Origin of the sequence: Oceanobacillus sp. FSL K6-0127 (assembly GCF_037983385.1) — a bacterium.
GTDB lineage: Bacteria > Bacillota > Bacilli > Bacillales > Amphibacillaceae > Oceanobacillus > Oceanobacillus profundus.
Window position 1 is genome coordinate 1,156,465 of record NZ_CP150287.1, and the last position, 25,342, is coordinate 1,181,806.

Annotated in this window: 27 protein-coding genes, 2 riboswitches and 2 other annotated features; of the genes, 10 read left to right on the forward strand and 17 right to left on the reverse strand. The window is 38.3% G+C overall.

All coding sequences use genetic code 11. The features are described from left to right. Positions 1-16 precede the first annotated feature (16 nt). From MHH64_RS05740 to MHH64_RS05755, 4 genes are all read right to left on the reverse strand, one after another. The gene (locus MHH64_RS05740; RefSeq protein WP_340002847.1) at positions 17-1,090 is read right to left on the reverse strand and encodes an NCS2 family permease; all 1,074 of its coding nucleotides are present in this window, start codon (positions 1,088-1,090) and stop codon (positions 17-19) included. 77 nt (positions 1,091-1,167) lie between these two features. After that, positions 1,168-1,269, reverse strand: a riboswitch (purine riboswitch). Positions 1,270-1,432: 163 nt separating this feature from the next. Next, positions 1,433-1,882, reverse strand: coding sequence for a YueI family protein (locus MHH64_RS05745; RefSeq protein ID WP_095311640.1), 450 nt, complete (start codon positions 1,880-1,882; stop codon positions 1,433-1,435). Positions 1,883-2,049: 167 nt separating this feature from the next. Then, positions 2,050-2,220 carry a YfhD family protein gene (locus MHH64_RS05750; protein ID WP_340002848.1) on the reverse strand — a complete coding sequence of 57 codons (171 nt, stop codon included), beginning with the start codon at positions 2,218-2,220 and terminating at the stop codon, positions 2,050-2,052. A gap of 68 nt (positions 2,221-2,288) precedes the next feature. Next, on the reverse strand, positions 2,289-2,903 hold the full coding sequence (locus tag MHH64_RS05755) for a spore coat protein (protein WP_340002849.1): 615 nt from the start codon (positions 2,901-2,903) through the stop codon (positions 2,289-2,291). Between the two features lie 269 nt (positions 2,904-3,172). On the opposite strand from MHH64_RS05755, the gene MHH64_RS05760 reads away from it, so the two are divergent. After that, complete coding sequence (locus tag MHH64_RS05760; protein ID WP_340002850.1) at positions 3,173-4,120, forward strand: MBL fold metallo-hydrolase; 948 nt, start codon at positions 3,173-3,175, stop codon at positions 4,118-4,120. 98 nt (positions 4,121-4,218) lie between these two features. On the opposite strand, the gene MHH64_RS05765 is transcribed toward MHH64_RS05760, so the two are convergent. Both MHH64_RS05765 and MHH64_RS05770 read right to left on the reverse strand, forming a co-directional pair. Beyond that, entirely contained in the window at positions 4,219-4,629 is a 411-nt protein-coding gene (locus MHH64_RS05765) for a hypothetical protein (protein WP_095311646.1), read from the reverse strand. 151 nt (positions 4,630-4,780) lie between these two features. Then, positions 4,781-5,539, reverse strand: a complete 759-nt coding sequence (locus MHH64_RS05770) for an exodeoxyribonuclease III (RefSeq protein WP_340002851.1) — start codon at positions 5,537-5,539, stop codon at positions 4,781-4,783. Between the two features lie 634 nt (positions 5,540-6,173). Here MHH64_RS05770 and MHH64_RS05775 point away from each other — a divergent pair. Genes MHH64_RS05775 through MHH64_RS05800 form a run of 6 tightly spaced genes read left to right on the forward strand, consistent with a single transcriptional unit; the run spans position 6,174 to position 11,387 of the window. Beyond that, a complete protein-coding gene (locus MHH64_RS05775; RefSeq protein ID WP_095311650.1) occupies positions 6,174-6,560 on the forward strand; it encodes a GntR family transcriptional regulator in 387 nt (128 codons plus the stop codon). Position 6,561: 1 nt separating this feature from the next. Next, positions 6,562-7,251, forward strand: coding sequence for an ABC transporter ATP-binding protein (locus tag MHH64_RS05780; protein WP_303450709.1), 690 nt, complete (start codon positions 6,562-6,564; stop codon positions 7,249-7,251). Continuing rightward, positions 7,248-8,081, forward strand: coding sequence for a hypothetical protein (locus MHH64_RS05785; RefSeq protein ID WP_340002852.1), 834 nt, complete (start codon positions 7,248-7,250; stop codon positions 8,079-8,081). The genes MHH64_RS05780 and MHH64_RS05785 overlap by 4 nt, the downstream gene beginning before the upstream one ends. Before the next feature lie 15 nt (positions 8,082-8,096). Then, a complete protein-coding gene (locus MHH64_RS05790; RefSeq protein WP_340002853.1) occupies positions 8,097-9,344 on the forward strand; it encodes a hypothetical protein in 1,248 nt (415 codons plus the stop codon). A 13-nt stretch (positions 9,345-9,357) separates the two neighbouring features. Next, entirely contained in the window at positions 9,358-10,050 is a 693-nt protein-coding gene (locus MHH64_RS05795; RefSeq protein ID WP_303450699.1) for an ABC transporter ATP-binding protein, read from the forward strand. Further along, positions 10,047-11,387 (forward strand): ABC transporter permease, encoded by a 1,341-nt coding sequence (locus MHH64_RS05800; protein WP_340002854.1) that lies wholly within the window; start codon positions 10,047-10,049, stop codon positions 11,385-11,387. The genes MHH64_RS05795 and MHH64_RS05800 overlap by 4 nt, the downstream gene beginning before the upstream one ends. 23 nt (positions 11,388-11,410) lie before the next feature. Here the strand turns inward: MHH64_RS05800 and MHH64_RS05805 are convergent, their stop codons facing one another. Beyond that, positions 11,411-11,749 (reverse strand): thioredoxin family protein, encoded by a 339-nt coding sequence (locus MHH64_RS05805; protein WP_251660325.1) that lies wholly within the window; start codon positions 11,747-11,749, stop codon positions 11,411-11,413. A 130-nt stretch (positions 11,750-11,879) separates the two neighbouring features. On the opposite strand from MHH64_RS05805, the gene MHH64_RS05810 reads away from it, so the two are divergent. Then, the gene (locus MHH64_RS05810) at positions 11,880-12,104 is read left to right on the forward strand and encodes a hypothetical protein (protein WP_340002855.1); all 225 of its coding nucleotides are present in this window, start codon (positions 11,880-11,882) and stop codon (positions 12,102-12,104) included. A gap of 1,005 nt (positions 12,105-13,109) precedes the next feature. Here MHH64_RS05810 and lipA read toward each other — a convergent pair. The 9 genes from lipA to trpE form a co-directional block, all read right to left on the reverse strand. Continuing rightward, positions 13,110-14,054, reverse strand: coding sequence for a lipoyl synthase (lipA, locus tag MHH64_RS05815; RefSeq protein ID WP_303450686.1), 945 nt, complete (start codon positions 14,052-14,054; stop codon positions 13,110-13,112). Then, positions 14,047-14,835 (reverse strand): lipoate--protein ligase family protein, encoded by a 789-nt coding sequence (locus MHH64_RS05820; protein ID WP_340003259.1) that lies wholly within the window; start codon positions 14,833-14,835, stop codon positions 14,047-14,049. Before MHH64_RS05820 ends, lipA begins: the two co-directional genes overlap by 8 nt. Before the next feature lie 275 nt (positions 14,836-15,110). Next, a riboswitch (TPP riboswitch) is annotated at positions 15,111-15,214 on the reverse strand. A 135-nt stretch (positions 15,215-15,349) separates the two neighbouring features. Beyond that, positions 15,350-16,147 (reverse strand): tryptophan synthase subunit alpha, encoded by a 798-nt coding sequence (trpA, locus tag MHH64_RS05825; protein WP_340002856.1) that lies wholly within the window; start codon positions 16,145-16,147, stop codon positions 15,350-15,352. Next, positions 16,147-17,346, reverse strand: coding sequence for a tryptophan synthase subunit beta (gene trpB / locus MHH64_RS05830; protein ID WP_340002858.1), 1,200 nt, complete (start codon positions 17,344-17,346; stop codon positions 16,147-16,149). Before trpB ends, trpA begins: the two co-directional genes overlap by 1 nt. A gap of 268 nt (positions 17,347-17,614) precedes the next feature. Further along, on the reverse strand, positions 17,615-18,220 hold the full coding sequence (locus tag MHH64_RS05835; protein ID WP_251660327.1) for a phosphoribosylanthranilate isomerase: 606 nt from the start codon (positions 18,218-18,220) through the stop codon (positions 17,615-17,617). After that, positions 18,221-19,006, reverse strand: coding sequence for an indole-3-glycerol phosphate synthase TrpC (gene trpC, locus MHH64_RS05840; RefSeq protein WP_251660329.1), 786 nt, complete (start codon positions 19,004-19,006; stop codon positions 18,221-18,223). Continuing rightward, entirely contained in the window at positions 19,007-20,032 is a 1,026-nt protein-coding gene (gene trpD / locus MHH64_RS05845) for an anthranilate phosphoribosyltransferase (RefSeq protein ID WP_251660331.1), read from the reverse strand. Further along, entirely contained in the window at positions 20,016-20,618 is a 603-nt protein-coding gene (locus MHH64_RS05850) for an aminodeoxychorismate/anthranilate synthase component II (RefSeq protein ID WP_095311674.1), read from the reverse strand. Before MHH64_RS05850 ends, trpD begins: the two co-directional genes overlap by 17 nt. Further along, complete coding sequence (gene trpE, locus MHH64_RS05855; protein ID WP_095311676.1) at positions 20,602-22,020, reverse strand: anthranilate synthase component I; 1,419 nt, start codon at positions 22,018-22,020, stop codon at positions 20,602-20,604. The genes MHH64_RS05850 and trpE overlap by 17 nt, the downstream gene beginning before the upstream one ends. Before the next feature lie 56 nt (positions 22,021-22,076). Then, positions 22,077-22,375, reverse strand: a binding site (T-box leader). A 40-nt stretch (positions 22,376-22,415) separates the two neighbouring features. Beyond that, positions 22,416-22,658: a binding site (T-box leader), on the reverse strand. A gap of 303 nt (positions 22,659-22,961) precedes the next feature. Between trpE and MHH64_RS05860 the strand changes: the two genes are divergently transcribed. Together MHH64_RS05860 and MHH64_RS05865 are read left to right on the forward strand one after the other, a co-directional pair. Beyond that, entirely contained in the window at positions 22,962-24,335 is a 1,374-nt protein-coding gene (locus MHH64_RS05860) for a VWA domain-containing protein (RefSeq protein WP_340002859.1), read from the forward strand. Positions 24,336-24,422: 87 nt separating this feature from the next. Continuing rightward, positions 24,423-24,614 (forward strand): SHOCT domain-containing protein, encoded by a 192-nt coding sequence (locus MHH64_RS05865; RefSeq protein WP_340002860.1) that lies wholly within the window; start codon positions 24,423-24,425, stop codon positions 24,612-24,614. 50 nt (positions 24,615-24,664) lie between these two features. On the opposite strand, the gene MHH64_RS05870 is transcribed toward MHH64_RS05865, so the two are convergent. Continuing rightward, a complete protein-coding gene (locus MHH64_RS05870; protein WP_095311682.1) occupies positions 24,665-25,213 on the reverse strand; it encodes a nitroreductase in 549 nt (182 codons plus the stop codon). Positions 25,214-25,342: the final 129 nt, after the last annotated feature.

Below are 25,342 nucleotides of genomic sequence, written 5' to 3' on the forward strand. Positions count from 1 at the left end.
CTCTCCCACAATAATATTATATTCCAAAAATACCTAACAGCCATTCCATAATTACACCTGCTAGCAGGCCAAAAAATGGGTCGGAAATAGCAGTTACAATCATCGTAATACCACCGACAATATTAGAGCCAGCAGCATCCGCTGAAAGTGCTGCCTCGGCGTTGCCAGGTAGTGTAACGATTGCTCCAAGCACAAATAGAAATCCTGCAATTGAAGAACTCGGTACATACTTTCCGATTTTGGGAAGTAGTTTAAAAATAAGGATGATAGCCATTAGTGCCATCATCAAAACACCAGCCCATACTGCATGTGGTGCACTGGCTGTTGCGGAGATAATTACTTCAACGGGTCCGCCCCCGAATAAAGCAGAAGCCATATCCGCTAAGCTGCTAATAATGGTTAATGTATCTATATTTACATCTTGTGAAGCAATTTCTCCATTTATTTTTCCGAAGGCAATGTTAGCGCCGATATTTAAGCAAACTAAAGCTAAAGCACCACGGATTACCATTGGATTTAACGTTAATTTTTGCAATTTAAAACGATCATCAATTTTCTGCTTTAAATGATCGGGTGTATCTTTTTTCATAAAATAATAAACCACACTCGAGAGAATAACGGAAATTGTAATTGTGTATACAAGATCCTTCGTTACAATATACACGAATAGTGCACTAACAAAGGAGAAGCTACCAATTAAACGGTCTTTTCTTGCCATATCCCATGCCACTTTTGCAAGCATAAAGCCGACTCCAGCCATCATCCCATTTGTAATAACTGGACCAATCCATGTAACAATTTGTTCCATAAGACCAAATAAGCTAATAATTATTAAAATGAATGCACCGTAGAAGATCATTGATAACCGTTCACGCATATTATTACCCATTGTTCCAGCAACGGTTATTGTCTCTGCTTGGAATGATACAACAGCAACATTGCTTGTCATGGCATTTCCGAATGCGCCAATAATAAATGCTAACGCAGTAGGTACAGATGCAAATCCGAATGTTAATGCCAGTAATCCTTGTGGGAGTCCATTAATCACACCACTAATTGCTGCTAGAATATCTTTAAGTATAAGTTCCATCTTGCTGCTCCTTTTCTTGCCTCAAGTTCATGAATGGTGGCTGTTTCCATAAAAAAAGCCGTTTAAATAAACGGTCATTTCATAGAAGCACCGTTCATAGTAGAGTAATTTACGGTTACTCCGTAGAGACTCTCAGACCATATTACTGAGATTATATGAGGTATTGTTTGTATTTACGTATGATAGATTAATTATATTACAAAACATATGATTTTTGAATGAAAAAACAAAAAAAAACAAATATAAATGTTTTTAAGTTAGTAAATTACAAACTAAAAAAGGGTGGTAAAAATAAAATAGGCCGCAGCACAACTTATTGTGCGGCGACCTATTTTATTTTTTTTAGGAACCAAACCATTTCTTTATTTTACCGATAAAGCTCTTTGGCTGTTCTTTTGGTTCAGTCACTTCTTCATCGGGTTGCGCATCTTCAATAAAGATATTTTCTTTATCAATGGCGTAGTCATAAGTTAATACTGCACCGATATCTGTATCACTTTCGTTGTTTGTAATGGTTGTATAAGGAATATTATATTTATTAGCAAGTTCTTTTTCTTCTTTTAAAAAGCGAAAGGGAACATGCCCATTAATTAGTAATGTTGCTTTAGGGTTCTCTTTGATAGCTGCTTCCAATTTATGAAGGCCAGAATCAGACATAACCTGTCCGATTGTTAGAGCCAAAACAATTCGTTCTCTAAGTGTGCCTAGAAACTGAATTCGTTCGTGCTCTTTTGGTCGCCGTGTTCCGTACATTCCTTCTGTTAAATAATCATCGACGCTTTTGTTAGTCATTAGTTGTTCATCCTTTTTAAAAAATAATCTTACTTATAATTTATAATATTTTCACCGGAACTTCCAATGATAATCGATAAAACAACTAAGTTGTAACAGATATAAGGCATAATTGTTAACGTAACGAAGCGACTCAATGATTAAATTGAATCGCTTCGTTGTTCTAATTATTTCTCATGTGCACGTTTGTCGGCAGCACGACTTCTTGCTTGTGCTTCCCTATCTTCCGCATCAGCAAACTCATTTGAAAATTCGACATCAATACCATCAGTCTTCTGACTTTTGGGAGTTTGTGATAAAAAATTATTTTTTCTCTTCTTATGCTCATCTCTGCCCATTTTGTTCACCCTTTATAATCGTATTCTGTAGCTAAGTGTATAGTTGGTTAATTCACCGTTATTTAAATTTAATGCTGCATTGGATTTTGAACAGGAGCAAAGCTGCTCATGTAAATTTGCATCTCTTCTGGCTTTAATTGTGGTACTTGATAATATTGGCGTTTATTTTGGTAAAGAAATATTTCGTAAGCCATTTCAATTAGGTTTGGAACGCTATCTGCAAACACTCTTCTTAATACTGGATTGGTTGTTTCAAGAGCTGTCATTGTAAATCCAGAAGCAGTAGCCTTTAAATTCCCCATCATAAAACTGGATATACATTGGTCATTTAATTCGGTCACCGCCTGTGCGGGTGTTTTAGGTTGAGTAGGCTTCATCCCATAAAGCACATTATTGCTATCTGACATCATATACGTCTGGGTTTTTTGAGAAGGCTCTTGTCCTGTGTTTAGAGTTTCTACAATTGTATTATACATTTGAGTAAGGAATGTCTTATGCTTTTGCAGCATTGTTTTTAGTTCAGGATCCTGAATATGCTGCTCATAAAGTAACCCTTGCTCTAAGCCACCGATAAGACTAGATATTGCTTCATGTGCATCGAACATTTCATGGCCACCATGACTTTGGTGATCAGGCATTTGTGATGAACCTTGGAAATTTTGATTCTGTTGTTGATCAAACAATTTAAAAAACCTCCTTTTATTTAGGTGCAAATGTGCCATGCAGTGTTTATCTATATTGAAGAAAGAATAGTGCACATTATACATCTGTATTTTTAACAGGATTACTATACTTATTCGCTTTCCTGTCGTTCTTTTTATATATAATCGAGGATTACTCGGATATATTGCTTGTGAGGTGCTGCTCTAGTAAAAAATGATGTGAAAGAGGGAATTTTGTGATAATATGAACGTAAAAGTATGTGCTTGCATTCTCGGGAGGGGAAAGTTTTATGAAGGAAAAGAATCCAATTAAGCTTGATGATCGTATTTATTTAATTGATGGATTTGACTTAGATGTAGCTAATCGGACTGGAACTTATGTTATCCAAGAAGAAGCATTAACACTCATTGAAACTGGACCAAGTCCATCGGTGAAATATATAAAGGCAGGATTAGCAGCGCTTGGACATGCATTAGATGAGATAAAGTATATTATTGTTACTCATATTCACCTGGATCATGCAGGAGGAGCGGGTTTATTGCTAAGGGAATGCCCGAATGCCACCATCATTGTCCACCCGCGGGGGGAAAGACATTTAATTAATCCTAAAAAGCTTGCTGCAGGAGCAAGAGCGGTTTATGGTGACAGCTTCTCTGAATTGTTTGATCCAATAGTTCCTATACCAGAAGATCGATTGCTTGTAAAAGGTGAGGGGGACATATTGGAAATTGGCCCAAATTGTACACTTGAATTCTGGGATACACCTGGACATGCAAAGCATCACATTAGTATTTATGATCCTATAAGCAATGGAATGTTTACAGGAGATACAGTAGGTGTGCGTTACGAACAGCTCGTTCCAAATGGAGTTGATCTGTTTTTACCTTCTACATCTCCCAATCATTTTAATCCAAACGACATGGAAGCTTCCATTAAACGAATTCGCGACAAGAACCTTGACCGTATCTACTTTGGTCATTTTGGGATGACGCAAAACATAGAAGAGGCATTAAATCAGGTTCAAAGTTGGCTTGAGGTATTTATGGAGGTTGGTGAGCAGACAGTAATTGAAGGAAAAGGCTATGATGTAATTTCGCAGCGATTGCTTACTAAAATCCAGGAACACTTAAGAGAAAAAGGAATTCCTGATGAGCATGAGGTTTATATTTTAATAAACCTCGACTTACAGGTAGGATCTCTTGGAATCATTGATTATTTTAAAAAAATAATACAATAATGTGAATAAACGGCATGGCATCAATCTGAATTTCTGATGTCATGCCGTTATAATTTTTGGATGGAAGTGACATGCTTATGTTTCAGGCGGCTGTCTTATCATCGTTTAGCAGCGCTATTATTCACTTCCTCTGTTTTCATAAATGTTAAAATAAAAAAGAATACAAAGCTAATTAATAATACCGTTCCTCCGACAATAAAAAAAGCGGTTGTGAATGTATCTCCGATATTAAAAGGACGAACAAAGTAAAGCCACATACCAATTGTTAAGCCAAAGGTACCGATGATTGTAGTCCAAACATGGATTGCTGCCACCGTTCGATTTGCTGGTGTAAATAGTTTATAAAAAACTGCAAAAGCAAACAAAGACAACCAGCCGACAACGAGGATATGCGCATGAACCGTTTTAAACTCATATCCTCCTGCGCCTGCCATATGAGAGCCGATAACTGCTCCAAGCAGTGCAAAAAAAGCCGAGAAACGTAATAATATTGTACTGTAATGCTTCACACTAATCTCTCCTTTACGTTGTATATAGTGTACAACGTAAATATGAACAGCGTATGAACAAACGATTACAGTAGTTAATTGGCAGGAAGGAGATTGTTATCCTTTCCTATGTCACTTTCTTTTTCAGGAGACTTGACGAATACTAGATTTTTTACAGACTGTCTACTTCGAGTATGATTGGACAGTGGTCACTTCCCATGATTGACATATCAGCTTTTGAATCCTTAAGAGCTGGGACAAGTCTCTTTGAGACGATAAAGTAATCTATCCGCCAGCCAATATTTCTTTCGCGAATCGTTTTCATGTAAGACCACCAAGTATAAATATCTTCTGTTTCAGGGTGAAAGTATCGTAGCGTATCGACAAAACCTGAGTCAAGTAAGCGTGTCATTTTGCCACGTTCTTCAGTGGTAAATCCGGAATTTCCGTGATTGGTTTTATAATTTTTTAGATCGATCTCTTGATGGGCAACATTGAGGTCACCACAATAGATAACTGGTTTAATGGCATCTAATTGCTCTAAATAGCTATATAATTCATCTTCCCACTCTAGACGATAATCCAGTCTGCTCAAGTCTCTTTTAGAGTTTGGAGTATAGACGTTTACTAAAAAGAACGTTTCAAATTCCAATGTGATAATTCTTCCCTCTTCTTGGACCTCTTCACTATTTAATCCATATGTAATCCGAATCGGCTTTTTCTTTGTGAATACTGCTGTTCCTGAATAGCCTTTTCTAACAGCGTAATTCCAATATTGTTCATATCCTTCCAAGTCAAGTTCGATTTGTCCTTCCTGCAATTTTGATTCTTGAATACAGAAAATATCGGCATCTACTTCGCGGAAATAATCTAGAAACCCTTTCCTTACACATGCACGAATACCATTAACATTCCAAGAGACAACTTTCATCGTTACCAATCATCCTTCTGTTTATTAATCTAATTTTATCTATTTTATCTTATCATGCATTAACCGTATGGTAATAGCCCCAATTTTTAAATGTGGGAGAATCAAAAAACGTGAAGGTAAGGACTAAACTTCTTGGGAATTCCTGATTCTGTTCAAGGGCCTTTAGGTCATACCTTGTGGTACTAACATGAGACTGGGACATAATGAAAGTGTTTAATGTTAAAGACGAACGACCACAAACTTAGCGTAGGAAATATACGTAGCCCCCGTGGAAAGCGAAGTATATTTCTGAAGCGGTTATTTGCACATAAAAATACTTTTGTCTCAGTCTCAATGTATTTTCGCTTTATCATAGAGCAGAGGGTTTTCGACAAAAAACAAATAGAAAATCGTACATTGTTGAAATATATTTCCCAGGAAATAATCTAAGAAAGATTGTCGAAAAAAACTTATTGACAGTTCGTGTGTATGAAGCATATAATACACGATAGAGTGTATTAATCGTTTAATACGCGTTTTTTTGTAAGAGGCGTATTAAATGATTGATACAGGTTAATACGCATTTTTTTGCAAATGGCGTATTAATCATGCAATACAGGTTGTGAACTTAGGAGAAGTATAGGAGCGTGTGCTGATGAGTGTAAGCTTTAATAAACGGGATCCAGTTTATATACAGGTTGTCCGTCAATTTAAAGAAAAAATAGCAACAGGAACATTTGAACCCGGGCAGGAGATTCCATCAAGGCGTGAGTTAGCCAATCAGTTAAAAATAAATCCAAATACTGCACAACGAGCATATAAGGAAATGGAGGAAGAAGGATTGATATATACGGAAGGCAACAACCCAAGTAGGATTACGAAGGATGAACATGTACTTGCTGCGGTTAGAGGAGAGTTGCTTGAGGAAGCGGTCGATTCTTTTATTACATCGATAAGACGCATCCAAGTTCCTTTTGATGAGCTTGTAGAAGTAATGAAAGAAAAATATCAAAGACAGAGTGAGGAAGAAGGGGGGAAATAAGGTGATTGAAGTTAAAGATATTACGAAAAAGTTTGGACGAAAACAAGTGCTGAGGGGTGTAACATTTACTGCCGCCAAGGGAGAAATTACATGTCTAATTGGTATTAATGGTGTTGGGAAAACAACGATTTTAAACGCAATTATGGCATTAACACCGATCAACAGTGGTCAAATCCTTATTGACGGGGCAAAAATCAATAAGAAAAGCTATGAAAAAATTACGTTTATCCCAGATGCAATTACCATGCTTCCGCAAATGACAATTGGACAATCGATGCAATTCATGCAGGATTTTTACGAAAGCTGGAACCAGGAGCGAGCAACGGAACTGCTTGGATTTTTTAAATTAAAACCAGAAGAAAAAATTTCGAGTCTTTCAAAAGGGAACACTGCCAAAGTAAATCTCCTTTTAGGCTTAGCATTAGATGTTGATTACCTTCTAATGGATGAGCCTTTCTCTGGAATTGATATTTTCAGCCGTGAGCAAATCGCTGAGGTATTTACAAGTCATTTAGTAGAAGATCGCGGGGTTATCATTACAACACATGAGATTAATGATATTGAGCATTTAATTGATCAGGTAATCTTAATGGATGATGGTATTGTGGTAAAAGCATTTAATTCCGAAGAGATTCGCGAAAATGAAGGGAAATCGGTTGTTGATGTGATGAGAGAGGTGTACCAGCAATGAATAGATATGTAAAGCTTGTAAATTTTGAGCTTGGACGCTTTATGAAAGTATATATTGCTTTAATTGGCATAACGATTATTTCACAGCTTGCGGCGGTCATTCTTGTTTCAAAGAGCTATTTAAATAATGCCAATCAAGCGATGAATGTAGACCATATGGCAATCGAGACGTTTATTGAGCAGTATGGGAGAATGTCTTTCAATGATGTCACCAATTCAATCTTTTTTATAGGTCCAATCGCACTTTGTATTGTAACGCTATTGATTTATTCACTTTTTATTTGGTATCGTGATTGGTTTGGCAAGAATACGTTTATTTATCGGCTGCTTATGCTGCCAACTGCACGTTTAAATGTATATCTGGCTAAGGCTTCAGCAATATTTCTTTTCGTTCTAGGATTGGTTGGCTTACAGATTCTGTTATTGCCGTTGGAACGCATGATTTTACAATGGATGGTACCAATTGATTTGCGCTGGGATTTATCGATTAATGAGATGATTCGTAACTTTGATCGACTGGGAATTATGCTTCCGTACTCAATTGCAGAATTTGCTATCCATTATGGTATCGGTTTTATGGCCGTGATTGTACTTTTCACGATCATTATGTTTGAGCGCTGCTATCGTTTAAAAGGAATTTTATTAGGTATTGGATATGGAGCACTAGCTCTGATTGTATTTTTCTTACCGGTATTCGTGCAGGAATTTATGCTTTATAACTATTTCTATCCAGAAGAGCTATTTATGCTTATGTTAGTGACTGGATTACTTGTTACGGCTGGATCCATATGGATGAGTAATCATTTATTAACAAGAAAGATACGGGTTTAAGGAGGGAGGATTAGGATGAAACGTTATTGGAAGTTAATTTTACTTGTTAGTTTCACTGTGCTTGTGATTGGAGCGTTTTATATACAAACAAGTACAGCTACAAGCAGATTGCCTGAATTTGCTTTTGAAACAGTAAGCGGGGACGAAAAGGAGATAGAGAAGCTTACTCTAGAGGCTAGTTTTATTCAAGAGGGCATAGGTGATTCATTTCAGCTGAATGCTGATGGTACAACATATTGGGGTGAGTATTCGTATTTTGAACGTATTTTAGGAGTAAATCAAAGACCTAAAATGGAACGACTCCAGAAAGACTATAGGAATTTCATGCGTGGAAAAAGTATGACTCCGTATCATTTCTATGAGGATGAAAACTTGCTCGTATATGTCAATTTAACATGGGATACAATGAATGGCTATCAACCAAATGATTTTGAACTCGATATAGGCATATTAGACAAAGTGTCGAAAGAGGAGACTTCTTTTCAGGCACCTATTCCAGTGAATAAAAATAGCATGATTTATTCGATGGACGTAGAGGGAATTCATATCATTGATGGACAATTAAAAATTATATCGCGTAACTATAGCTATGATAAGCAATCGGAGAAAGATATTACAGCTTACCAAGTTTATTTAGTCGATATTGCAGCAGAAACAATTCAAAACGAAGCTATCATTACAGCGAAAGAAGACGAGGATTCATCCAACCAATACAGGGAAGTTCGAATAGTCAACAATAAATGGGAGGATATCCAGCAACCAATGGAACAGGTTGTATTTGAAGAAGGACTTATAGAGGAAAGTGTTATTGATGAGTGGGAATCAACCTATGAAACCATCGATCGTGAACTCTTTCAATACGACTTGGCGACAGGGGAAAAAGAAGAAATAAAATTACCAAAAGAGATTTCAAATAATGCATTTCCATATGCAGTGAATGATGAAATAATTTATTTTACAGAGGATGTCGAAGGAAAACTTAAGTTAACTTCTTATAATATTGAAAGTGAAGAATTAGAAGCAAAGCAAACAATTGCTATCCCGGATGTTACCGATGAACAAGGTTACATGTATAAAATACATGGTGATAAGGTGTATGTTGTTCCTGCATCTAATAGTTCCGAGCGCAATGAACTACCACTGATTATTATTAACTTAAAAACAGGAGATACATTATATGAAGGTAATATAACAATGAATAATCCAAGAAAACAGGATATCGATTATAATCTGGATATCCATTCAATTGAATTAGATGAGTAATGGGGGATTTATTTTGATTACAGTAAAACAATTAAGCCATCACTTTGTACTAGGCAAGAAAAAGCAGGAAACAACGTTATCAGTTCTTCAGGATATTTCATTTCAAGTAAATAAAGGTGAGATTGTAACAATTGTTGGAAAAAGTGGTTCAGGAAAGTCTACTTTACTTAATTTGATTAGTGGTTTTATTCGTCCAACTGAGGGCGGAATCTGGATAAATAATCAGCAAGTAAGTGATTTAACGGAGGCTGAGTTTGCAGATTTTCGTTTAGAGCATATGGGATTTATTTTTCAAAGCTTCCAGCTGATTCCGAGTATGACAGCCTTTCAAAATATTGAATTGCCATTAATTTTAAAGGGTGAAAGCGAATCATCACGCAAGAAAATAACGCTTGCTATTTTGGAGAAGGTCGGCTTAACAGAATTTGCCGACCATTATCCAAGTGAATTATCTGGTGGTCAGCAGCAACGTGTCAGTATTGCAAGAGCATTAGTATTAAACCCGCCTTTAATCCTCGCTGATGAACCAACGGGGAGTTTAGATAGTGAAACAGAGACAGAGCTGCTGCAATTTATTAAACAGCTGAATCAGGAAATGGAAATCACGTTTCTTATCATTACCCATGATGACGAAGTAGCGGCAATTGGTGATCGTACGATTACGATAAGTGACGGACGAATTGTAGAGGGGGCAAGATCCCAATGAAAATAAAAGATCAATTTCGCTTCGTTCTGCAGAATATTAAAAAGAATAAAGTAAGAACAGGGATGACTATTCTAGCGACGGCAATGGGATGTGCCTTTCTTATTGTTTTAGCATCTGTCGGATATGGGTTACAAGAGAGTATTGTTAAGGATACATTGGAACAACAAATTGTTACAGAAATTGATATTTATGGGCACATAGAAGAAGATGATAATTATCGCTCCTTAACGATGGAAGATATTGATTACTTAGAGTCTATTGATAATGTTAATGCCGTAACGCGGAGAAATCAGCTACGTCAATTTCCAACCTTTTCATTGGATGACTATCAATCGGAAACAACTGCTGTAGCAGCACATTTTCCGTCTGAGGTAGATGCTGGGTTGGAACTTGATGAAGGAAGGCTGCCGGAAAAGCCGAATGAAGTTGTTGTAGGATATCATTTTCTGGATTATTTTGTACAGGATGTGGAAGATGAGGATATTTATGATGAAGCATCTGGAGAAATTAAAGAGGAATATCTGTACCAAGCCGATTTAATTGGACAAACGTTAAATATGACAGTGAAGAAGGATTTAGACGTCGATGGGGAGGAACAGACAACTCCGCTTACTGTTGTTGGAATTTTAAAAAAGCCAACGAAAGAGTGGGTACAAGATCAGAATGTATATATTTCGGGTGAGGTTTTTGCTGGCGTGGAAGCTTATACTGGCACACCTGGAGGAGAATTAGGTGTTGATGGAGACGAGCTTGATTCAGCAACTGTCAATGCATTTGATGAAGTAAAAGTATATGCAACGAACCTAGAGGCAGTACAGACTATAGTGGATGAACTCGACGATTCAAATTATGCTTCATATTCCGTTGTTAGTGAGATGAAGCAGATCAACATGTTATTTACGATTATGAAAGCAGGCTTAATTCTAGTCGGTACGATTGCGATTCTTATTGCTTCAATTGGTATTTATAATACAATGACAATGGCGGTAACTGAACGTGCGCCAGATATTGGAATTATGAAGGCGATTGGTGCAAACCCGAAAACAATTAAACAAATTTTTCTGCTGGAAAGCAGTTATATCGGGATTGTTGGGGCATTAATTGGTACCATAGTAGCTTATCTAGTCAGCTTTTTAGTTAATCTCGGTTTGCCATTAATTATTGAATTTGCGTTTCAGGAAGAGCTGCCAGAGCAGCTGCAGTTTTCAATGATACCTGTCAGTCTTGTTTTAATATCCGTCGGGATTTGTTTGCTTGTGACCATTTTATCTGGTTTACGTCCAGCAAAACGAGCTACACAAATTGATGTTTTAAAAGCAATGCGAAGAGAAATATAATAAGCGAAAATGTGCTTGAATCATTAGGATTCAAGCACATTTTCATAAATTCTCCGTATCTTTTCTTCTAATAAATCCAAATGTACAATTCGTGCTTCCCGTATATATTCTTTTCCATCTACGAAAAGCAATAGAACCGGGATGGTGAAGATTGAAAAACGCCCAGCTACCTCTTGCACTTCCTCTACATTAATGTGAGCCGTGTTTATTTGTGGGTAGGAATTCATCAATTGTTGAACCTGTGGTAATAATCCGTGACAGACGCTGCAATTCGGTCGGGAAAAATAAAGGAATGCGAGTCGGTTTTCTGTTATAAATGTTTCTATATGTTCGATTGACTTGATACTTTCAAATTCTTTCATCGTAACGTAACCTCCGTCCTTTTTCAATCCATAAAGTATACCAAGAAAAATTAGTTTTTACATGATAGAGGTTTAGAAATATGGAAAGTAAGGAAGAGGAAAGAAAAAGAAGCGTAGAGGTGAGATGAAAATGAGCAGTGAAAATAAGAATTCTTCTACAAATGAAAGACCAAAGTGGAATGAGGAGAGAAGAACGAAGCTGGATGAACAGAAAGAGCAGAAGTTTGTCGATGATATTCCGATGGAAGATTTAAAAATAGAAAGTCAGGACGAGAAGAAAAAGACAAAAACGAAGGACGACTCACAAAGTGAGCGAAAGTATCAACGAAAAAACAATTCGGAAGAACAGAAGTGAAAGACCCTAAATAAAGTGCTTTAGGGTCTTTCTATTTGTTTTGGTAAAATAACTAGGAAATTATAAAATTTGAATGCAGTGGGCAACTTAGTTACTCCAAATCCCCACAGTTCGGAGCGCAGCCCGTACGTCGCTAACCAGGCGCTTGCGCTTCTGTTCCTAACAGTTTGAAGAATGAGAGCGCCGCGGCAAGAGTTTGATTGGCGATAAGCAAGTGATCGCACAAAAACATTCTAAATCTAGCGTGATACATATACCGGTTTTTTTGAAGTTTACTGTTTGTCGATGACATTTATCTTTAAAGAAATCAACTAGATTTTTACCTCCGTGCGTCAGTGGAATACTGTGTTCATTTACCGGCTGTAATAATTCAACTTCGACACAGCATGTATGTGGAATAAATCGTATTGCCCGTAAGACTGGTGTTTCGAGAGCAGCGAAAAACGCATCCTCGCAACATCCCTTTTTTTTCTTCTTGTACACACCGCTTGCAATAAATGGTTTAAGACTGCCTTTGTTAAATAGAATAAAGGGGATAGTTGTATTCCTATTTATACTATGATTTTGGGAATATAATTCTCTTATAGAGTCGTTGCAGCTACTGCTACAGTGCTTATTTCTATCAGCTACTTGATTCTGTGCGGCAACTATTTTCCTTACTACTTCACAAACACAGTCATTGTGACCGCATGAACAGTTAGGGTAGCTCATAAACTACTGCTCCTTTCTTTGGTGATGTATTTACTATTAAGATATGCAGATATATTCACAATGCTTGTATAATAGTCTAATAAATTTATTTAAATGAAAATGCTGCACATGAAGTAGGTGTAGCTATAGTAAGAAAAGATAGTTTTAAAGTGGAGATAAAAGTTGCGATAGTATTTATTATTTCACTTTCCAAGAGGGGGGAGAGGATATTTGTTGGATGGAAGATCATGCTGTCGATAAATCCCCCTTAACCATTTTATAAGTGACCAGGGGGATTTATAAGTAGTCTGTTATTTAAAATTGAAAATCAACTTTTTTATTCTCTTGTGTTTCATAGCCTTTCATATACTTAATTCGTTTTTGTGCGGAAGATTGGCTTACTTGTTCATCCGCATGGTAAGAAGAGCGTACCAATGGTCCAGATTCACAATGCGAGAAGCCTTTTTCAAGTGCGATTTTTTTTAATTCTTCAAATTCATCTGGATGATAATATTTTTCAACATTTAAATGTTTTTTAGTTGGTTGTAAATACTGCCCAATTGTAACAATGTCCACATCATGTGCACGCAAGTCGTCCATTGCTTCAATGAGTTCTTCCTTTGTTTCTCCTAAACCAACCATAATACTGGATTTCGTAGGAATAGTTGGCGCAATTTCTTTCACACGTTGAAGCAGCTGTAGGGATCGGTCGTATCTTGCGATGGCTCGAACGCGTTTTGTTAATCGTCTAACGGTTTCAATATTATGATTGAATATATCTGGTTCGCTATCCATAAGTGTATGTAAGCTTTCATAATCCCCTTTCATATCGGATGGCAGGACTTCAATTGTGCAGCCTGGATTCTGATGGCGGATTGCCCGTACAGTATTGGCAAAAACTGCTGCACCTCCATCTTCTAGGTCATCACGCGCGACCGCTGTCACAACAACGTGTTTTAACCCCATAATGGAAACGGAATCAGCAACTCGCTTTGGTTCGCCTAAATCAAGCCCACTTGGAAGACCTGTTTTAACCGCGCAAAATCGGCATCCTCGTGTACACGTATCACCTAGAATCATAAATGTTGCTGTCTTACGCTCACTCCAGCATTCATAAATATTTGGGCATTTTGCTTCTTCACATACTGTGTTTAATCGCTTATCGCGCATTAAATGCTTCAATTTTTTATAGGATTCATTTGTATTGATTTTTGTTTTTAGCCATTCTGGTTTACGAATATATTCTGCCTGTTTAGCCAATGCTAGCACGCTCCTTATTTGAGTTAATATTCCATGCTCTCGTTTCATATTTTGAATGTGCTAATTGCTGCACTTCTTCCCATTGGGTTTCTGTTAATTGCAAAGGGTGGAGTTCTAGGTCTAATCCTTTTTTGAATCCTTCTTTGAATGCCTGTGTTAACATGTCATAATGATGTTCTCGATTCGTTAATTGATTAATTGTAACCGCTTTTTTGGAAAATGCGGCTCGACTTCGTTCTCGTATCCGTCCGGAAGAAAACAGGAATAAATCAAAAAGCATCTCCGTATCCATACTCATTGGAACCGAACCGTGTTGCATGAGGACACCCTTTTTCCTTGTTTGCGCATTTCCGGAAAGTTTTTTGCCGTCTACAACCATTTCGTAGAAGGCTGGTTTCTCAAAACATATTGCTGTTCTCCCTCTGGCGCTATCTCTGTCTAAAATGGCATATTCAGCTGGAATACCTAAGTTATGATACCCTTCAAATACCCCTTTAGATAGTACGTGGTATGCTTCTTGAACGGATACAGGAATATCTGGATCATTCTCAGAAATAACAAGGCTATACGTTAGCTCATCGTCATGAAGGACTGCACTGCCACCAGTTAAACGACGAACAAATTGGCACCTGTGTCGTTCTATTGCATCGAAATCAATTTTGTTGTCAACCTTTTGAAAGTAGCCGACAGATAAACTAGGTGCTTTCCAGCCATAAAATCGTAATGTCGGCGGGATTTTACCTTCATGATGCCAGTTGATTAAGCACTCATCAAACGCCATATTCCACGAAGCATCTTGGAAGCCGGTATCGATAAAAGCCCAATGTTTCTTCAATGTAGACACCTCCGATGAAAAATTACTTTTTTGAGAGCTGCTAGCTACTGCGCCGATGATGTTAAAGACCTAGTGGTATTTCCCTGACCTCATGACGCAAACACCGTATTTCCTTTTACTAAGTTCATGCAGCGCTAACAGGACTACGCTTTTGCTAAAAAAAGACTGCATCAAATAGAATGCAGTCTTTGATAAATTTATCCAGCGATAACATATCCGATCCATTGTCGACTGCACATTCCCCACGCTAGTATTACCTAATTCGGGTTCAAAGGGTCAGGCGCGAAACGTCTTTCTCAGCAAAGCAGCTCCCCTAGTGCGTATTTATTTATTTATTTATTCGAATTACATGCTAAGCTTACTGCTAATTGTGATAATTGTAAAGATAAATGCAACAATTAGCGTTAAGAATTTTTAAATTAGTTCGCGTTCACATAGAAGCTATCTGGACATGTGTGTTTTACCGAACTTTTTGCCCGTTTGATTGAATACTTCCATTTATTAATTGCTGGATGTCCTTTAATTTTACTTCGTGTAAAAGCTGGACAATTTTACTCCCAACAATGACACCATCACATGCTTTGGAAAGCTGTTGTGCCTGCTCAGCATTTGATACACCGAACCCTGCTAGAACAGGGATAGAGCTGTTTTTCTTGAGCGATTTCAAATAATCATGCACTTTCGTATCGTGTGTTTCACGTTCCCCAGTTGTTCCTTTCACAGCAACAGCATACAGAAATCCTTCTGAACGTTTTGCTAATTCTATTAAGCGTTCCTCTGAACTTGTCATTGCTGCAAGGCGAATAAAAGCAATGTTTTGTTCTTGCAGAGAACTAGCAATGATTCCTTCCTCTTCCATCGGGATGTCAGGTATAATGACGCCATCAACTCCCGCTTGTAAGCAATCTTTGGCGAATCGATCAATTCCGTAGGCTAGAATTGGGTTTAAATAAGTCATGATAACTATTGGAATTGAACGTCTATCTTTAAAGGTTGCTAGTTTATCGATAACCGTTGCTAAGGTTGTGCCATGTTTTAATGCACGTATACCGGCCTCTTGAATTATTGGTCCATCTGCTACTGGGTCGGAGAATGGGATACCAACTTCAATTGCTGCAGCCCCACAATTTTGTAAGAAATAAATCGTTTCTTCTAAGCGATCGAGCCCGCCGTCGCCTGCCATCATATAAGGAACGAAGAGTTTCTCATCCACCCTCGCCTTATCTTGAATTGCTTTTTCTAATTTTGCTTTACCCATTATATGTTCCCTCCAATCCGATCTTTCACCTGTTCGACATCTTTATCCCCACGCCCTGATAAGCAAACGACGATGGTCTCGTCTTGCGGCATTTCTTTTGCAAGCTTCATTGCATATGCAATTGCATGTGCGCTTTCCAATGCAGGAATAATTCCTTCAGTCTTGGATAGAAATTGGAAAGCTTCAAGTGCTTCATCATCTGTAATGGATGTGTACTTTACCCGATTTATTTCATGCAAATGGCTATGCTCAGGACCTACTCCAGGATAGTCAAGACCTGCAGAGATGGAGAATGCTTCCTCGATTAACCCTTCCTTATCTTGTAGTAAGTAAGTTAATGTTCCATGTAATACACCGACATCGCCACCAGTTAAAGTTGCAGCATGCTGATTTGTATCAAGACCAGCACCACCAGCTTCTACACCGAATAGCTTTACATCTTTATCCTCGATAAATGGGTGGAACATTCCCATTGCATTACTACCACCACCGACGCAAGCAATGATTGCATCTGCTAGTTTACCAGTTTGATCGAGGATTTGTTTTTTTGTCTCTTTCCCGATAATAGATTGAAGATCACGTACGATTTTAGGAAATGGATGCGGACCAACAACGGAGCCGATAATATAGTGGGTATCATCAACATGATTAACCCAATAACGCAATGCTTCATTAACCGCATCCTTCAGCGTTCCGCTACCTTGTGAGACTCCACGTACTTCAGCTCCTAACAGTTCCATTCGAAATACATTCAGCTTTTGTCGACGAATATCTTCTTCACCCATAAAGACAACACATTCTAATCCGAGTAATGCACAAACAGTTGCCGTTGCGACACCATGCTGGCCTGCACCTGTTTCAGCAACTACTTTTTTCTTTCCCATTCTTAATGTTAGTAATGCTTGCCCAATCGTATTATTAATTTTATGTGCACCTGTGTGATTTAAGTCTTCTCGTTTTAGATAGATGTTAGCACCACCAAGTGATTTGGTAAGTTGCTCGGCGTAATATAATGGTGTTTCCCGCCCAACATATTGCTTCAAATAGTAGTTTAACTCCTGGATAAATTCTGGATCGTTCATTGCTTTCTCATAGGCTTCTTCTAATTCAATGACGGCTGGCATTAATAACTCGGGGACAAATTTCCCTCCAAATTGTCCATACTTACCTGCTTCGTTTGGCATTGTATAAATTGACATATATTACACCTCGTTTATCATTTATAAAAGTTTAGTTAACTATAAATCACTGTACAAAAACCGCTCTCTAATATTATGACATCATCTCAACGCGCTAAAGCACCATCCTCAAGTATTAAGACACCATACCGCGCGCTAAAGCACCATCCTCAAGTATTAAGACACCATGCCGCGTGCTAAAGCACCATCCTTAAGTATTAAGACACCACCTCCGCCCGCAAAAGAACCAACCTCTTATTTTATAGCACCATACCGGCTTGCAAAGGAACTAACGCTCCACCCACTCATTCAATTTAGCATTTCTTATAAATTGCTCTATTTTATTAAGGTCTTTTTCTTTATTTGTTTCCACACCACTGGATACATCAACGGCAGCTGGCCTGACAGTGTTTATTGCTCTTGTAACATTCTCCGGAGTAAGTCCGCCAGCTAGCATGATTTTTGCCCGGTTGATGGATAGCTGATCAGCTAAACTCCAATCGAAGGCAATGCCGCTTCCGCCTCTCCATGAATCTAGTAAATAATAGTCGCATGGATAAGAGCGAATGGCAGGTAGTGTTTCTTTATTAACCGGAAATGCTTTAATAATTTCATACGGCAGCTGCTCCGCTACCTCTGGAGGTTCGTCTCCATGTAATTGAATGGTATCTAAGCCAACTGTTTGAGCGGTCTCCTTCATTGTCTCCACCGTTTCATTGACAAAAACACCAACCTTTTTAACGGAAGCAGGGAGGGAGCTTGCAATCATCGCAGCTTCCTCAGGGGAGATTTTTCTCGAACTCTCGGCAAATACAAATCCGATATAATCTGCCCTGGCCTTTACTGCCGCATTGGCTGCATCGATTGTTTTAATGCCGCAAATTTTGACGAGCATTTAATTCGCCCCTTTCACTGGTAGTGGAATTTTCAGCTGTTTGAAGGTTTCATCTACGTTGTCTGATCGCATCAGTGTTTCACCGACGAGAACAACATTAGCCCCTGCATCAGCAGCTCGTATTACATCCTCCTTTGTTTTCATTCCACTCTCACTAATTAGAATTGCATTTTGCTTTGTTAGCAGAGAAGCGAGCTTCTCTGTTGTCCCAAGGTCGACTTCAAATGTTTTTAAATTACGATTATTGATTCCGATAATCTCCGGATCTACTTCTAATGCTGATTTCAATTCTTCTTCATTATGAACTTCACAGAGTACCTCTAGGTCAAGACTTGTTGCATAGTTGTATAATTCAGTAAATTGTTCCTTGGATAAGGCGGCAACGATGAGCAAAATAATGTTTGCCCCAGCGGCTTTTGCATGATCAATTTGAACCGGATCAATGATAAAGTCCTTACATAAAATCGGAACGTCTACAGCTTCTCGAACAGCTCGTAAATCGTCCATCGATCCATTGAAAAAAGGTTCATCTGTCAGTACAGAAATAGCAGCGGCCCCAGCTTGTTTATATTGTGTTGCTTGTTTAACGGGGTCTACATTCATATGAATGGCTCCTTTTGATGGGGAGGAACGTTTGATTTCAGCAATAATATTCATATGTGCTGCACCCTTGACTCTGCTTTTGAAAGTAGGTATTGGAGAGTGGTTTTTCTGCTCAATCGTTTTCGTTTTTAATTTGGCAACTTCTTTTGCCTTTTCGGTTAAAATTTTCTCTAAGAAAGTCATTTAATACACCCCACTTGGAATTTTTTTGCTGTATGCTACTAAATGCTGTAATCGTTCTAAAGCTGCGCCTGATTGGATGCTTTCGCGTGCTAATTCAATCCCCTCCTGAGGACTCTTTGCTTTACCATTTGTAAATAGTCCAAGTCCTGCATTTAATAAAACCGTATCCAAGTATGGTCCAGGGATCCCGTTTAAAACAGATTTGAGAATTTCCGCATTTTCCTTTGCGGCCCCACCGCGGATACTTTCATTTGGATAAATGGATAAGCCAACCGTTTCTGGATGGATTGTTGTTTCAGTGAGTTTCCCATCCTCGAGGATAATCAAGTGATTGTCTCCAGCTAGAGAAGCTTCATCCATTGACCCAGCTCCGTTTACAATAACTGCTCGGCGTCTGCCCAATTTCTTTGCTGCTTCTGCGATAATTGGCAGTAAATCTTTACGATATACACCAATCAGTTGGGTATCAAGCTCAATCGGATTTGTCAGTGGGCCAATCGCATTGAAAATTGTTGGCAGTCCCAAATGCTTTCGAACGACTGAAAAAGGGCGAAGTGCTTCGTGAACATGTGGAGCAAATAAGAATGCAATTTTATTTTCTGCAAGCATTTCACTAACATGCTCGTTGGAGAATGAGAGGGAGACGCCTAAATGTTCCAGTACGTCAGCACTTCCAGTTTTGCTGGAGATGCTCCGATTTCCATGCTTTGCTACTGTAACGCCAGCCCCGGCAATAACAAATGCCGAGGTGGTACTAATATTAAAACTATTGGACCCGTCACCACCGGTACCACAGTTGTCCATTGCATCTTGGATTGGACTCGTTTGATAGGAGGACTTGGCACGGATTACTTCAACAAGTCCAGTGATTTCGTCAGCAGTTTCTCCTTTAATCTGTAACGCCGTTAGAAATCCAGCTATTTCGGTTTCAGTCACATCCGTTGTAAAGCAGTAATTTGCAGCTTCCTTCATTTCTGTTACTGTTAAATGCTCACGATTCATCAATTTTTTAAGATACGGTTTCATTGGTTAAGAACTCCTTTCTAATTTCGTCCATAAAGTTTTGAATCATTGTTTTGCCGGATAATGTGCCAATTGATTCTGGGTGGAACTGAAGTCCGTACAGTGGAAAGTCTCGGTGCTTGATCCCCATGATTTCTCCATCTTCTATCGCATATGCAACAACCTCTAACTCCTCGGGTAATGTGTCCCGATCAACCACATAAGAATGATAGCGCATAACCTCAATCGGGTTTTGCAATTCCTTAAAAGCCCCAGTATTCTGATGGGCAACAAGTGAGGTTTTGCCATGCATAATTTGCTTTGCAGGAACAACCTTGCCTCCCAGCGCTTCTCCAATTACTTGATGACCTAGACATACGCCCAATATAGGGATGGTTGTGTGAAAGTGTTTCACCAATTCGATACAAATGCCTGCTTTGTCTGGTAAACCTGGTCCAGGAGAAATGATAATCGCTTTTGGTTCGAGCTCTTCAATTTCAGCGATTGAAATTTTATCGTTTCGGATAACTTGAATTTCAAGGTCTAACTCTGAAAAATATTGATATAGGTTATACGTGAATGAATCATAGTTATCAATTAAAAGAATCAATTTTCTGCACCTCCATTAGTGATCTTGCTTTATTTAATGTTTCTTGATATTCATTTTCTGGTATCGAATCGTACACTATTCCTGCGCCTGCCTGTAAATATGCTTTCTTATTCTTAAGAATGAGAGACCGAATCGTAAGGGCTATATTCAAATCATGGTTAAAGTTAATGTAACCAATCCCACCACCATATGCACCGCGTTTTTTATCTTCGAGTTCGTTAATAATTTGCATCGCCCTTATTTTAGGAGCTCCAGAGACTGTGCCGGCAGGGAGGCAGGAGATAAGAGCATCAATTCCAGTTAAATGCTTCTTTAATTTTCCTTTTACTTCAGAGACGATATGCATTACGTGCTGATATTTCTCGATTTTCATGTAGGTCGGAATGGTGATGCTGCCAGTTTCACAAACACGGCCAAGATCATTTCTGCTAAGGTCGACAAGCATTCGATGCTCAGCAATTTCCTTTTTATCGGCAAGCAGTTCCCCCATCAATGCTTCATCCTCTTCCGGTGTGGTTCCGCGTGCTCTGGTACCGGCAATTGGGTTTGTAATTATTTCATTACCAGTGGTTTGAATTAAACTTTCAGGAGAAGCTCCTAAAATTACATAGTCTTCAAAGTCGATATAAAACATATATGGTGAAGGATTTGCTGTTCTAAGCTTTTCGTAAAAATAAAATGGAAATTCTGGATGCTCATCAATCGTCGCTGTCATACGTTGTGATAAAACTACTTGAAAAATATCACCTTGTTTAATATGCCTTTTTGCTACTTTTACTTTTTCCTGAAAGCTTTCGGAAGTCATTTCGGCTTCGAATTCAATTGGACTAAAATTTCGTTCGCTGTGACTTTCAGTTTTAGTTAATGCTTTTTCTAATACCTCGATACGTTCATCTAGTACTCTTTCCGGCTGATTATCCAGGTTCAAAGCAATTAAGTATATCTGGTTTTCAGTATGGTCAAAAACAATAACATTTTGATAAAGCATGAAATGAATGTCAGGCATATTCAAGTCATCCGGCAGGGGACTGCCAATGTCTTCAAAGTGCCGAATTGAATCGTAGCCGATATAACCAATTGCGCCTCCAAAAAAGGGCAATAGCAAGTCTGTTTCAAATTTTGGCATGTGCTTTTTGATATGGTTTAGCGCATGTTCTGGATGAAATTCAATCGTGTTTTTTTCACGGTGACGGATTGTTGTTTTATTTTCCGTTCCAATAATCTCTTGATATGGATCTACTCCAAGAAAGGAATACTTTCCTTTTTGTTCATGTTGGAACGTGCTTTCTAGCAGGAATCTTTTTTTTCCTGATAATTGTTTGAATATGTGTATTGGTGTTAAGTAGGCAGCATCCATTTTCTTGAACATATAAGTTTTATTGGTTACCTGCATCCTGTTCATTCCCTTCTGTTTTTTAAAATAAAAAAGTCCTCTATAAACACAATATGGATGTGTTTATAGAGGACGATGTGACCGCGGTGCCACCTCATTTGAAAGAAAAACCTTTCATCTTTTTTCAGATACGGGATGCCAATTGTCTAGCTCCAACGCCCAGGACGTGCAAGTACAGGCGTTTTCGCTTTTCGATATCCGATATCCTATCCGTATAACGGCGGAATTCCGTGTTTCCATACTCGAATGTTCAGGAAACCTCTCGTAAGTCCATTCAACAACAATCCACGTACTGGAATCCCACCTGCACCAGCTCTCTGCAACGCTTTAATTGTTGTCTACTCCTCTTACTCGAAGATTTAGGTATGTAGTTTATTAGAAACGCAAAAAGGTCCCTTATCCAAAAAAAGGACGAGGGACCGTGGTACCACCTTTATTAGCTGAAAACAGCTCACTTTAGCAATATCAAGCAACCATGCTTGATATTTGTCTCTTGTAACGATGAGACCATTTCGCCAAAGCCTACTGAAATTAGTTCGGTTTGGAAGCTCGGAAGCCCATTCATCTAAACGATCACACTGGTTTACACCAACCACCAGCTCTCTAGAGTGTCAAAATAGATTACTATTCTTCGTCATTGCTTAAGTTCATTTAAGTTATTGGAATTAATACTAGAATAGTTTGAAATAAAAGTCAAGGGGTTTTATGTAATTTTTTTTAGTAGTGATCTTACTCTGCTTTTCGGTCATTATTTAAAGTAATAAGTGCCCGAATGTCTGTGCTCAAGCTTTGTTTGGTAACCCATCGGCATAATGAGTTATCGACTGGCCATGCTCCCGCTTCATTCGGGAACCGATCACCACAATGACGATAATCAATAAATTTTTATAATTTTAGGTCATTTTCTAGTATAATAACATGTATACATATTTATTTTAAAGGAGTCTATTATGAAAAAAGCAATCATACTTTTATTGGGCTGTATATTTGTTTTTTCTGCTTGTAGCAAATCTGAAGAAACTGCTGAACCGGATGATACGAGTCATGTGGAAGAATCAGAGGCAGAAGAAAAAGCGAAAACTGAATGGTGGCAAACAGAAATGGAATCTTATTCATTAGATGGTTTGCCACGTGATTTAGACGAGCTGGAGCAGGAACTGATTGTGGAAGCTGGATTATACAGTGGGGATAAATATGATCTAGCTTCTGCAAAGGATATGCTCGATCAACTGCCAGAAAATCTGTCAGAGGAAGAGCTGGAAGCAGCAATTTTACGATTAATTCGGGAAGATTTTCATGCGGAAGTGGAGACATTTGTAACGTTCGATCCAACGGTTGAGGTTAATGTAGATAAACCGGATGAAGAACTGGAGGAACCATCTGAGGAAATGGCTACCTCTACTTCTCACTTTGCAATTTTATTAGATGCAAGTGGTAGTATGAATAATCAAAGTGACGGCACAAGTCGCATGGAATTAGCGAAAGAAGCAATTGGAAATTTTATTGATATTCTACCAGCAAACAGTACCGTTTCATTACGCGTATATGGTCATGAAGGAACAGGATCAGATGATGATAAAAAGCTATCGTGTCGTGCGACGGAGTCGTTATACAATGGAGAAATGAACGAAAAGGAATTTATGAGCGCACTTAAAGGAGTAGAACCAGCTGGATGGACACCAATTGCAAATGCATTAGAGGCAGCAGAAAAGGATATTCCAGATCATGCATCCACTGCTATTGTTTATGTTGTAAGTGATGGAATTGAAACCTGTGATGGAGATCCTATTAAGGTTGCTGAACAATTGAATCAGAAAGATGTCCAGCCAATTATTAATATTATAGGGTTCCAGGTTGATGATGAGGCTCAAGAATTATTAGAGCAAGTTGCAGAAGCTGGAAAAGGTGAATTCACATATGCTGGTAATAAGCAGGACTTAGAAGATTATTGGGAAGAAGAATATAATCGTCTGCAAGAGGCATGGGAAACATGGCAGCAAGAAGGTATGAAGCGAGCTGATGAGCTTTCACAGCAATTGATGGAACAAGCGGATGAAACAGGCTACGCTATTATGGGAAAATCCGAACTGGAATTTGACCGGGCAGAAGATCTGATAAACTATTTAACAACTGAACGCCAAATGGAGAATGCTAATAATCTGTGGAGTATATTCTACGAACGTTCGACGACAATTTGGAGCTATGGCTACGATAATCAAACAGAAAATTGGGGAGCGGCCTATGAAAATGGAAATGCCGCATGGCGCTATTTTTATGAGACAGGAACAGAGAAATGGACAGAATACTATAATAAAGTGAATTAGCGCTATAAAAGGGCTATGCCCCTCACTAGTTTAGATTAAAGAATTTAGAAAAAGGGAATGCTGCATAGTGAGGTGAGGATAATGCCTATGGAATTAATTGTGAGATTCGTTTTAACCATTATTATTTTCATCATTATTATCGTTATTTTGAGTAAATTTAGAACGGAAAAGTCTCAGCCAGAAACAGATGATTCATTAGAAATAATGAAGAAAAGGTTGGAAAGTGGAGAAATTACCCAGGAGGATCTTAAAGAAGCTAAAAGAAGACGTGGTAAATAAGAAGAGCGGCAAAGTTCATACCTGATCTTAGCCGCTCATTATTATTATAATTAACCTTCAAACAGACTGAATTTAGCTTTTGCTGAAATTCTTTCCTTTGTTTCAGGTAGTTCATCAAAATACCCCATATGGAGAAAACCAACAATTTTTTCGTTGCCATTTACAGCAAGAATTTCTTTTACTTTTGGATCGTAAATATGTGGGTTTGTTTTCCAGACGACTCCAAGCTTTTGCTCCCATGCAAGTAGCCAAAAGTTCTGAATCATGGCAGATATTGCACCGTAGTTTTCATCCCATTGTTTCGGGATATCCGGTTCATCCATAATGACAACTAAAATAGCGCTTGGCTCATTCAAATAATCTTCTCTGTTTTGCTGTCTTTCCTCAGGATAGGTAGAAGCAATTTTCTTCGCAAAGCTGGCTTTTTGATCGGCATTAACAAAAATAAATCTCCAAGGTTGTCTCATCCCGTGATTTGGTGCCCAAATGGCATCGTCTAACAATTCCAACACGACTTCTTCCGTAACTATTTTATCATTATATCCTTTTTTAACTGCCCGTCTTCCTCTAATGATTTTTGTTAATTCTGATTTTTGCATAAAAACGACCCCTATATTGTTTTTAATTGATAATTGTTATCATTTAAATTGTATCTGATAAACTTTTAAAAAGCAACGTGTTGATTCAAGCTGCTTTTCAGGAGTTATAAAAAGCCAAGTACATCGTTC

What these genes read in the sequence shown, in the direction of transcription:
- MHH64_RS05790 (WP_340002853.1), top strand. Translation starts at nt 8,097, where the DNA reads ATGAAACGTTATTGGAAGTTAATTTTACTTGTTAGTTTCACTGTGCTT.
- MHH64_RS05745 (WP_095311640.1), bottom strand. Translation starts at nt 1,882, where the DNA reads ATGACTAACAAAAGCGTCGATGATTATTTAACAGAAGGAATGTACGGA.
- MHH64_RS05865 (WP_340002860.1), top strand. Translation starts at nt 24,423, where the DNA reads ATGGAATTAATTGTGAGATTCGTTTTAACCATTATTATTTTCATCATT.
- MHH64_RS05835 (WP_251660327.1), bottom strand. Translation starts at nt 18,220, where the DNA reads ATGCTCGTCAAAATTTGCGGCATTAAAACAATCGATGCAGCCAATGCG.
- trpD (WP_251660331.1), bottom strand. Translation starts at nt 20,032, where the DNA reads ATGAAACCGTATCTTAAAAAATTGATGAATCGTGAGCATTTAACAGTA.
- MHH64_RS05870 (WP_095311682.1), bottom strand. Translation starts at nt 25,213, where the DNA reads ATGCAAAAATCAGAATTAACAAAAATCATTAGAGGAAGACGGGCAGTT.
- MHH64_RS05800 (WP_340002854.1), top strand. Translation starts at nt 10,047, where the DNA reads ATGAAAATAAAAGATCAATTTCGCTTCGTTCTGCAGAATATTAAAAAG.
- MHH64_RS05740 (WP_340002847.1), bottom strand. Translation starts at nt 1,090, where the DNA reads ATGGAACTTATACTTAAAGATATTCTAGCAGCAATTAGTGGTGTGATT.
- trpC (WP_251660329.1), bottom strand. Translation starts at nt 19,006, where the DNA reads ATGACTTTCTTAGAGAAAATTTTAACCGAAAAGGCAAAAGAAGTTGCC.
- trpE (WP_095311676.1), bottom strand. Translation starts at nt 22,020, where the DNA reads ATGAACAGGATGCAGGTAACCAATAAAACTTATATGTTCAAGAAAATG.
- MHH64_RS05760 (WP_340002850.1), top strand. Translation starts at nt 3,173, where the DNA reads ATGAAGGAAAAGAATCCAATTAAGCTTGATGATCGTATTTATTTAATT.
- MHH64_RS05750 (WP_340002848.1), bottom strand. Translation starts at nt 2,220, where the DNA reads ATGGGCAGAGATGAGCATAAGAAGAGAAAAAATAATTTTTTATCACAA.
- MHH64_RS05860 (WP_340002859.1), top strand. Translation starts at nt 22,962, where the DNA reads ATGAAAAAAGCAATCATACTTTTATTGGGCTGTATATTTGTTTTTTCT.
- MHH64_RS05805 (WP_251660325.1), bottom strand. Translation starts at nt 11,749, where the DNA reads ATGAAAGAATTTGAAAGTATCAAGTCAATCGAACATATAGAAACATTT.
- trpB (WP_340002858.1), bottom strand. Translation starts at nt 17,346, where the DNA reads ATGTCAATTTATACAATGCCAAACGAAGCAGGTAAGTATGGACAATTT.
- MHH64_RS05785 (WP_340002852.1), top strand. Translation starts at nt 7,248, where the DNA reads ATGAATAGATATGTAAAGCTTGTAAATTTTGAGCTTGGACGCTTTATG.
- MHH64_RS05810 (WP_340002855.1), top strand. Translation starts at nt 11,880, where the DNA reads ATGAGCAGTGAAAATAAGAATTCTTCTACAAATGAAAGACCAAAGTGG.
- MHH64_RS05775 (WP_095311650.1), top strand. Translation starts at nt 6,174, where the DNA reads ATGAGTGTAAGCTTTAATAAACGGGATCCAGTTTATATACAGGTTGTC.
- MHH64_RS05820 (WP_340003259.1), bottom strand. Translation starts at nt 14,835, where the DNA reads ATGGCGTTTGATGAGTGCTTAATCAACTGGCATCATGAAGGTAAAATC.
- MHH64_RS05770 (WP_340002851.1), bottom strand. Translation starts at nt 5,539, where the DNA reads ATGAAAGTTGTCTCTTGGAATGTTAATGGTATTCGTGCATGTGTAAGG.
- trpA (WP_340002856.1), bottom strand. Translation starts at nt 16,147, where the DNA reads ATGGGTAAAGCAAAATTAGAAAAAGCAATTCAAGATAAGGCGAGGGTG.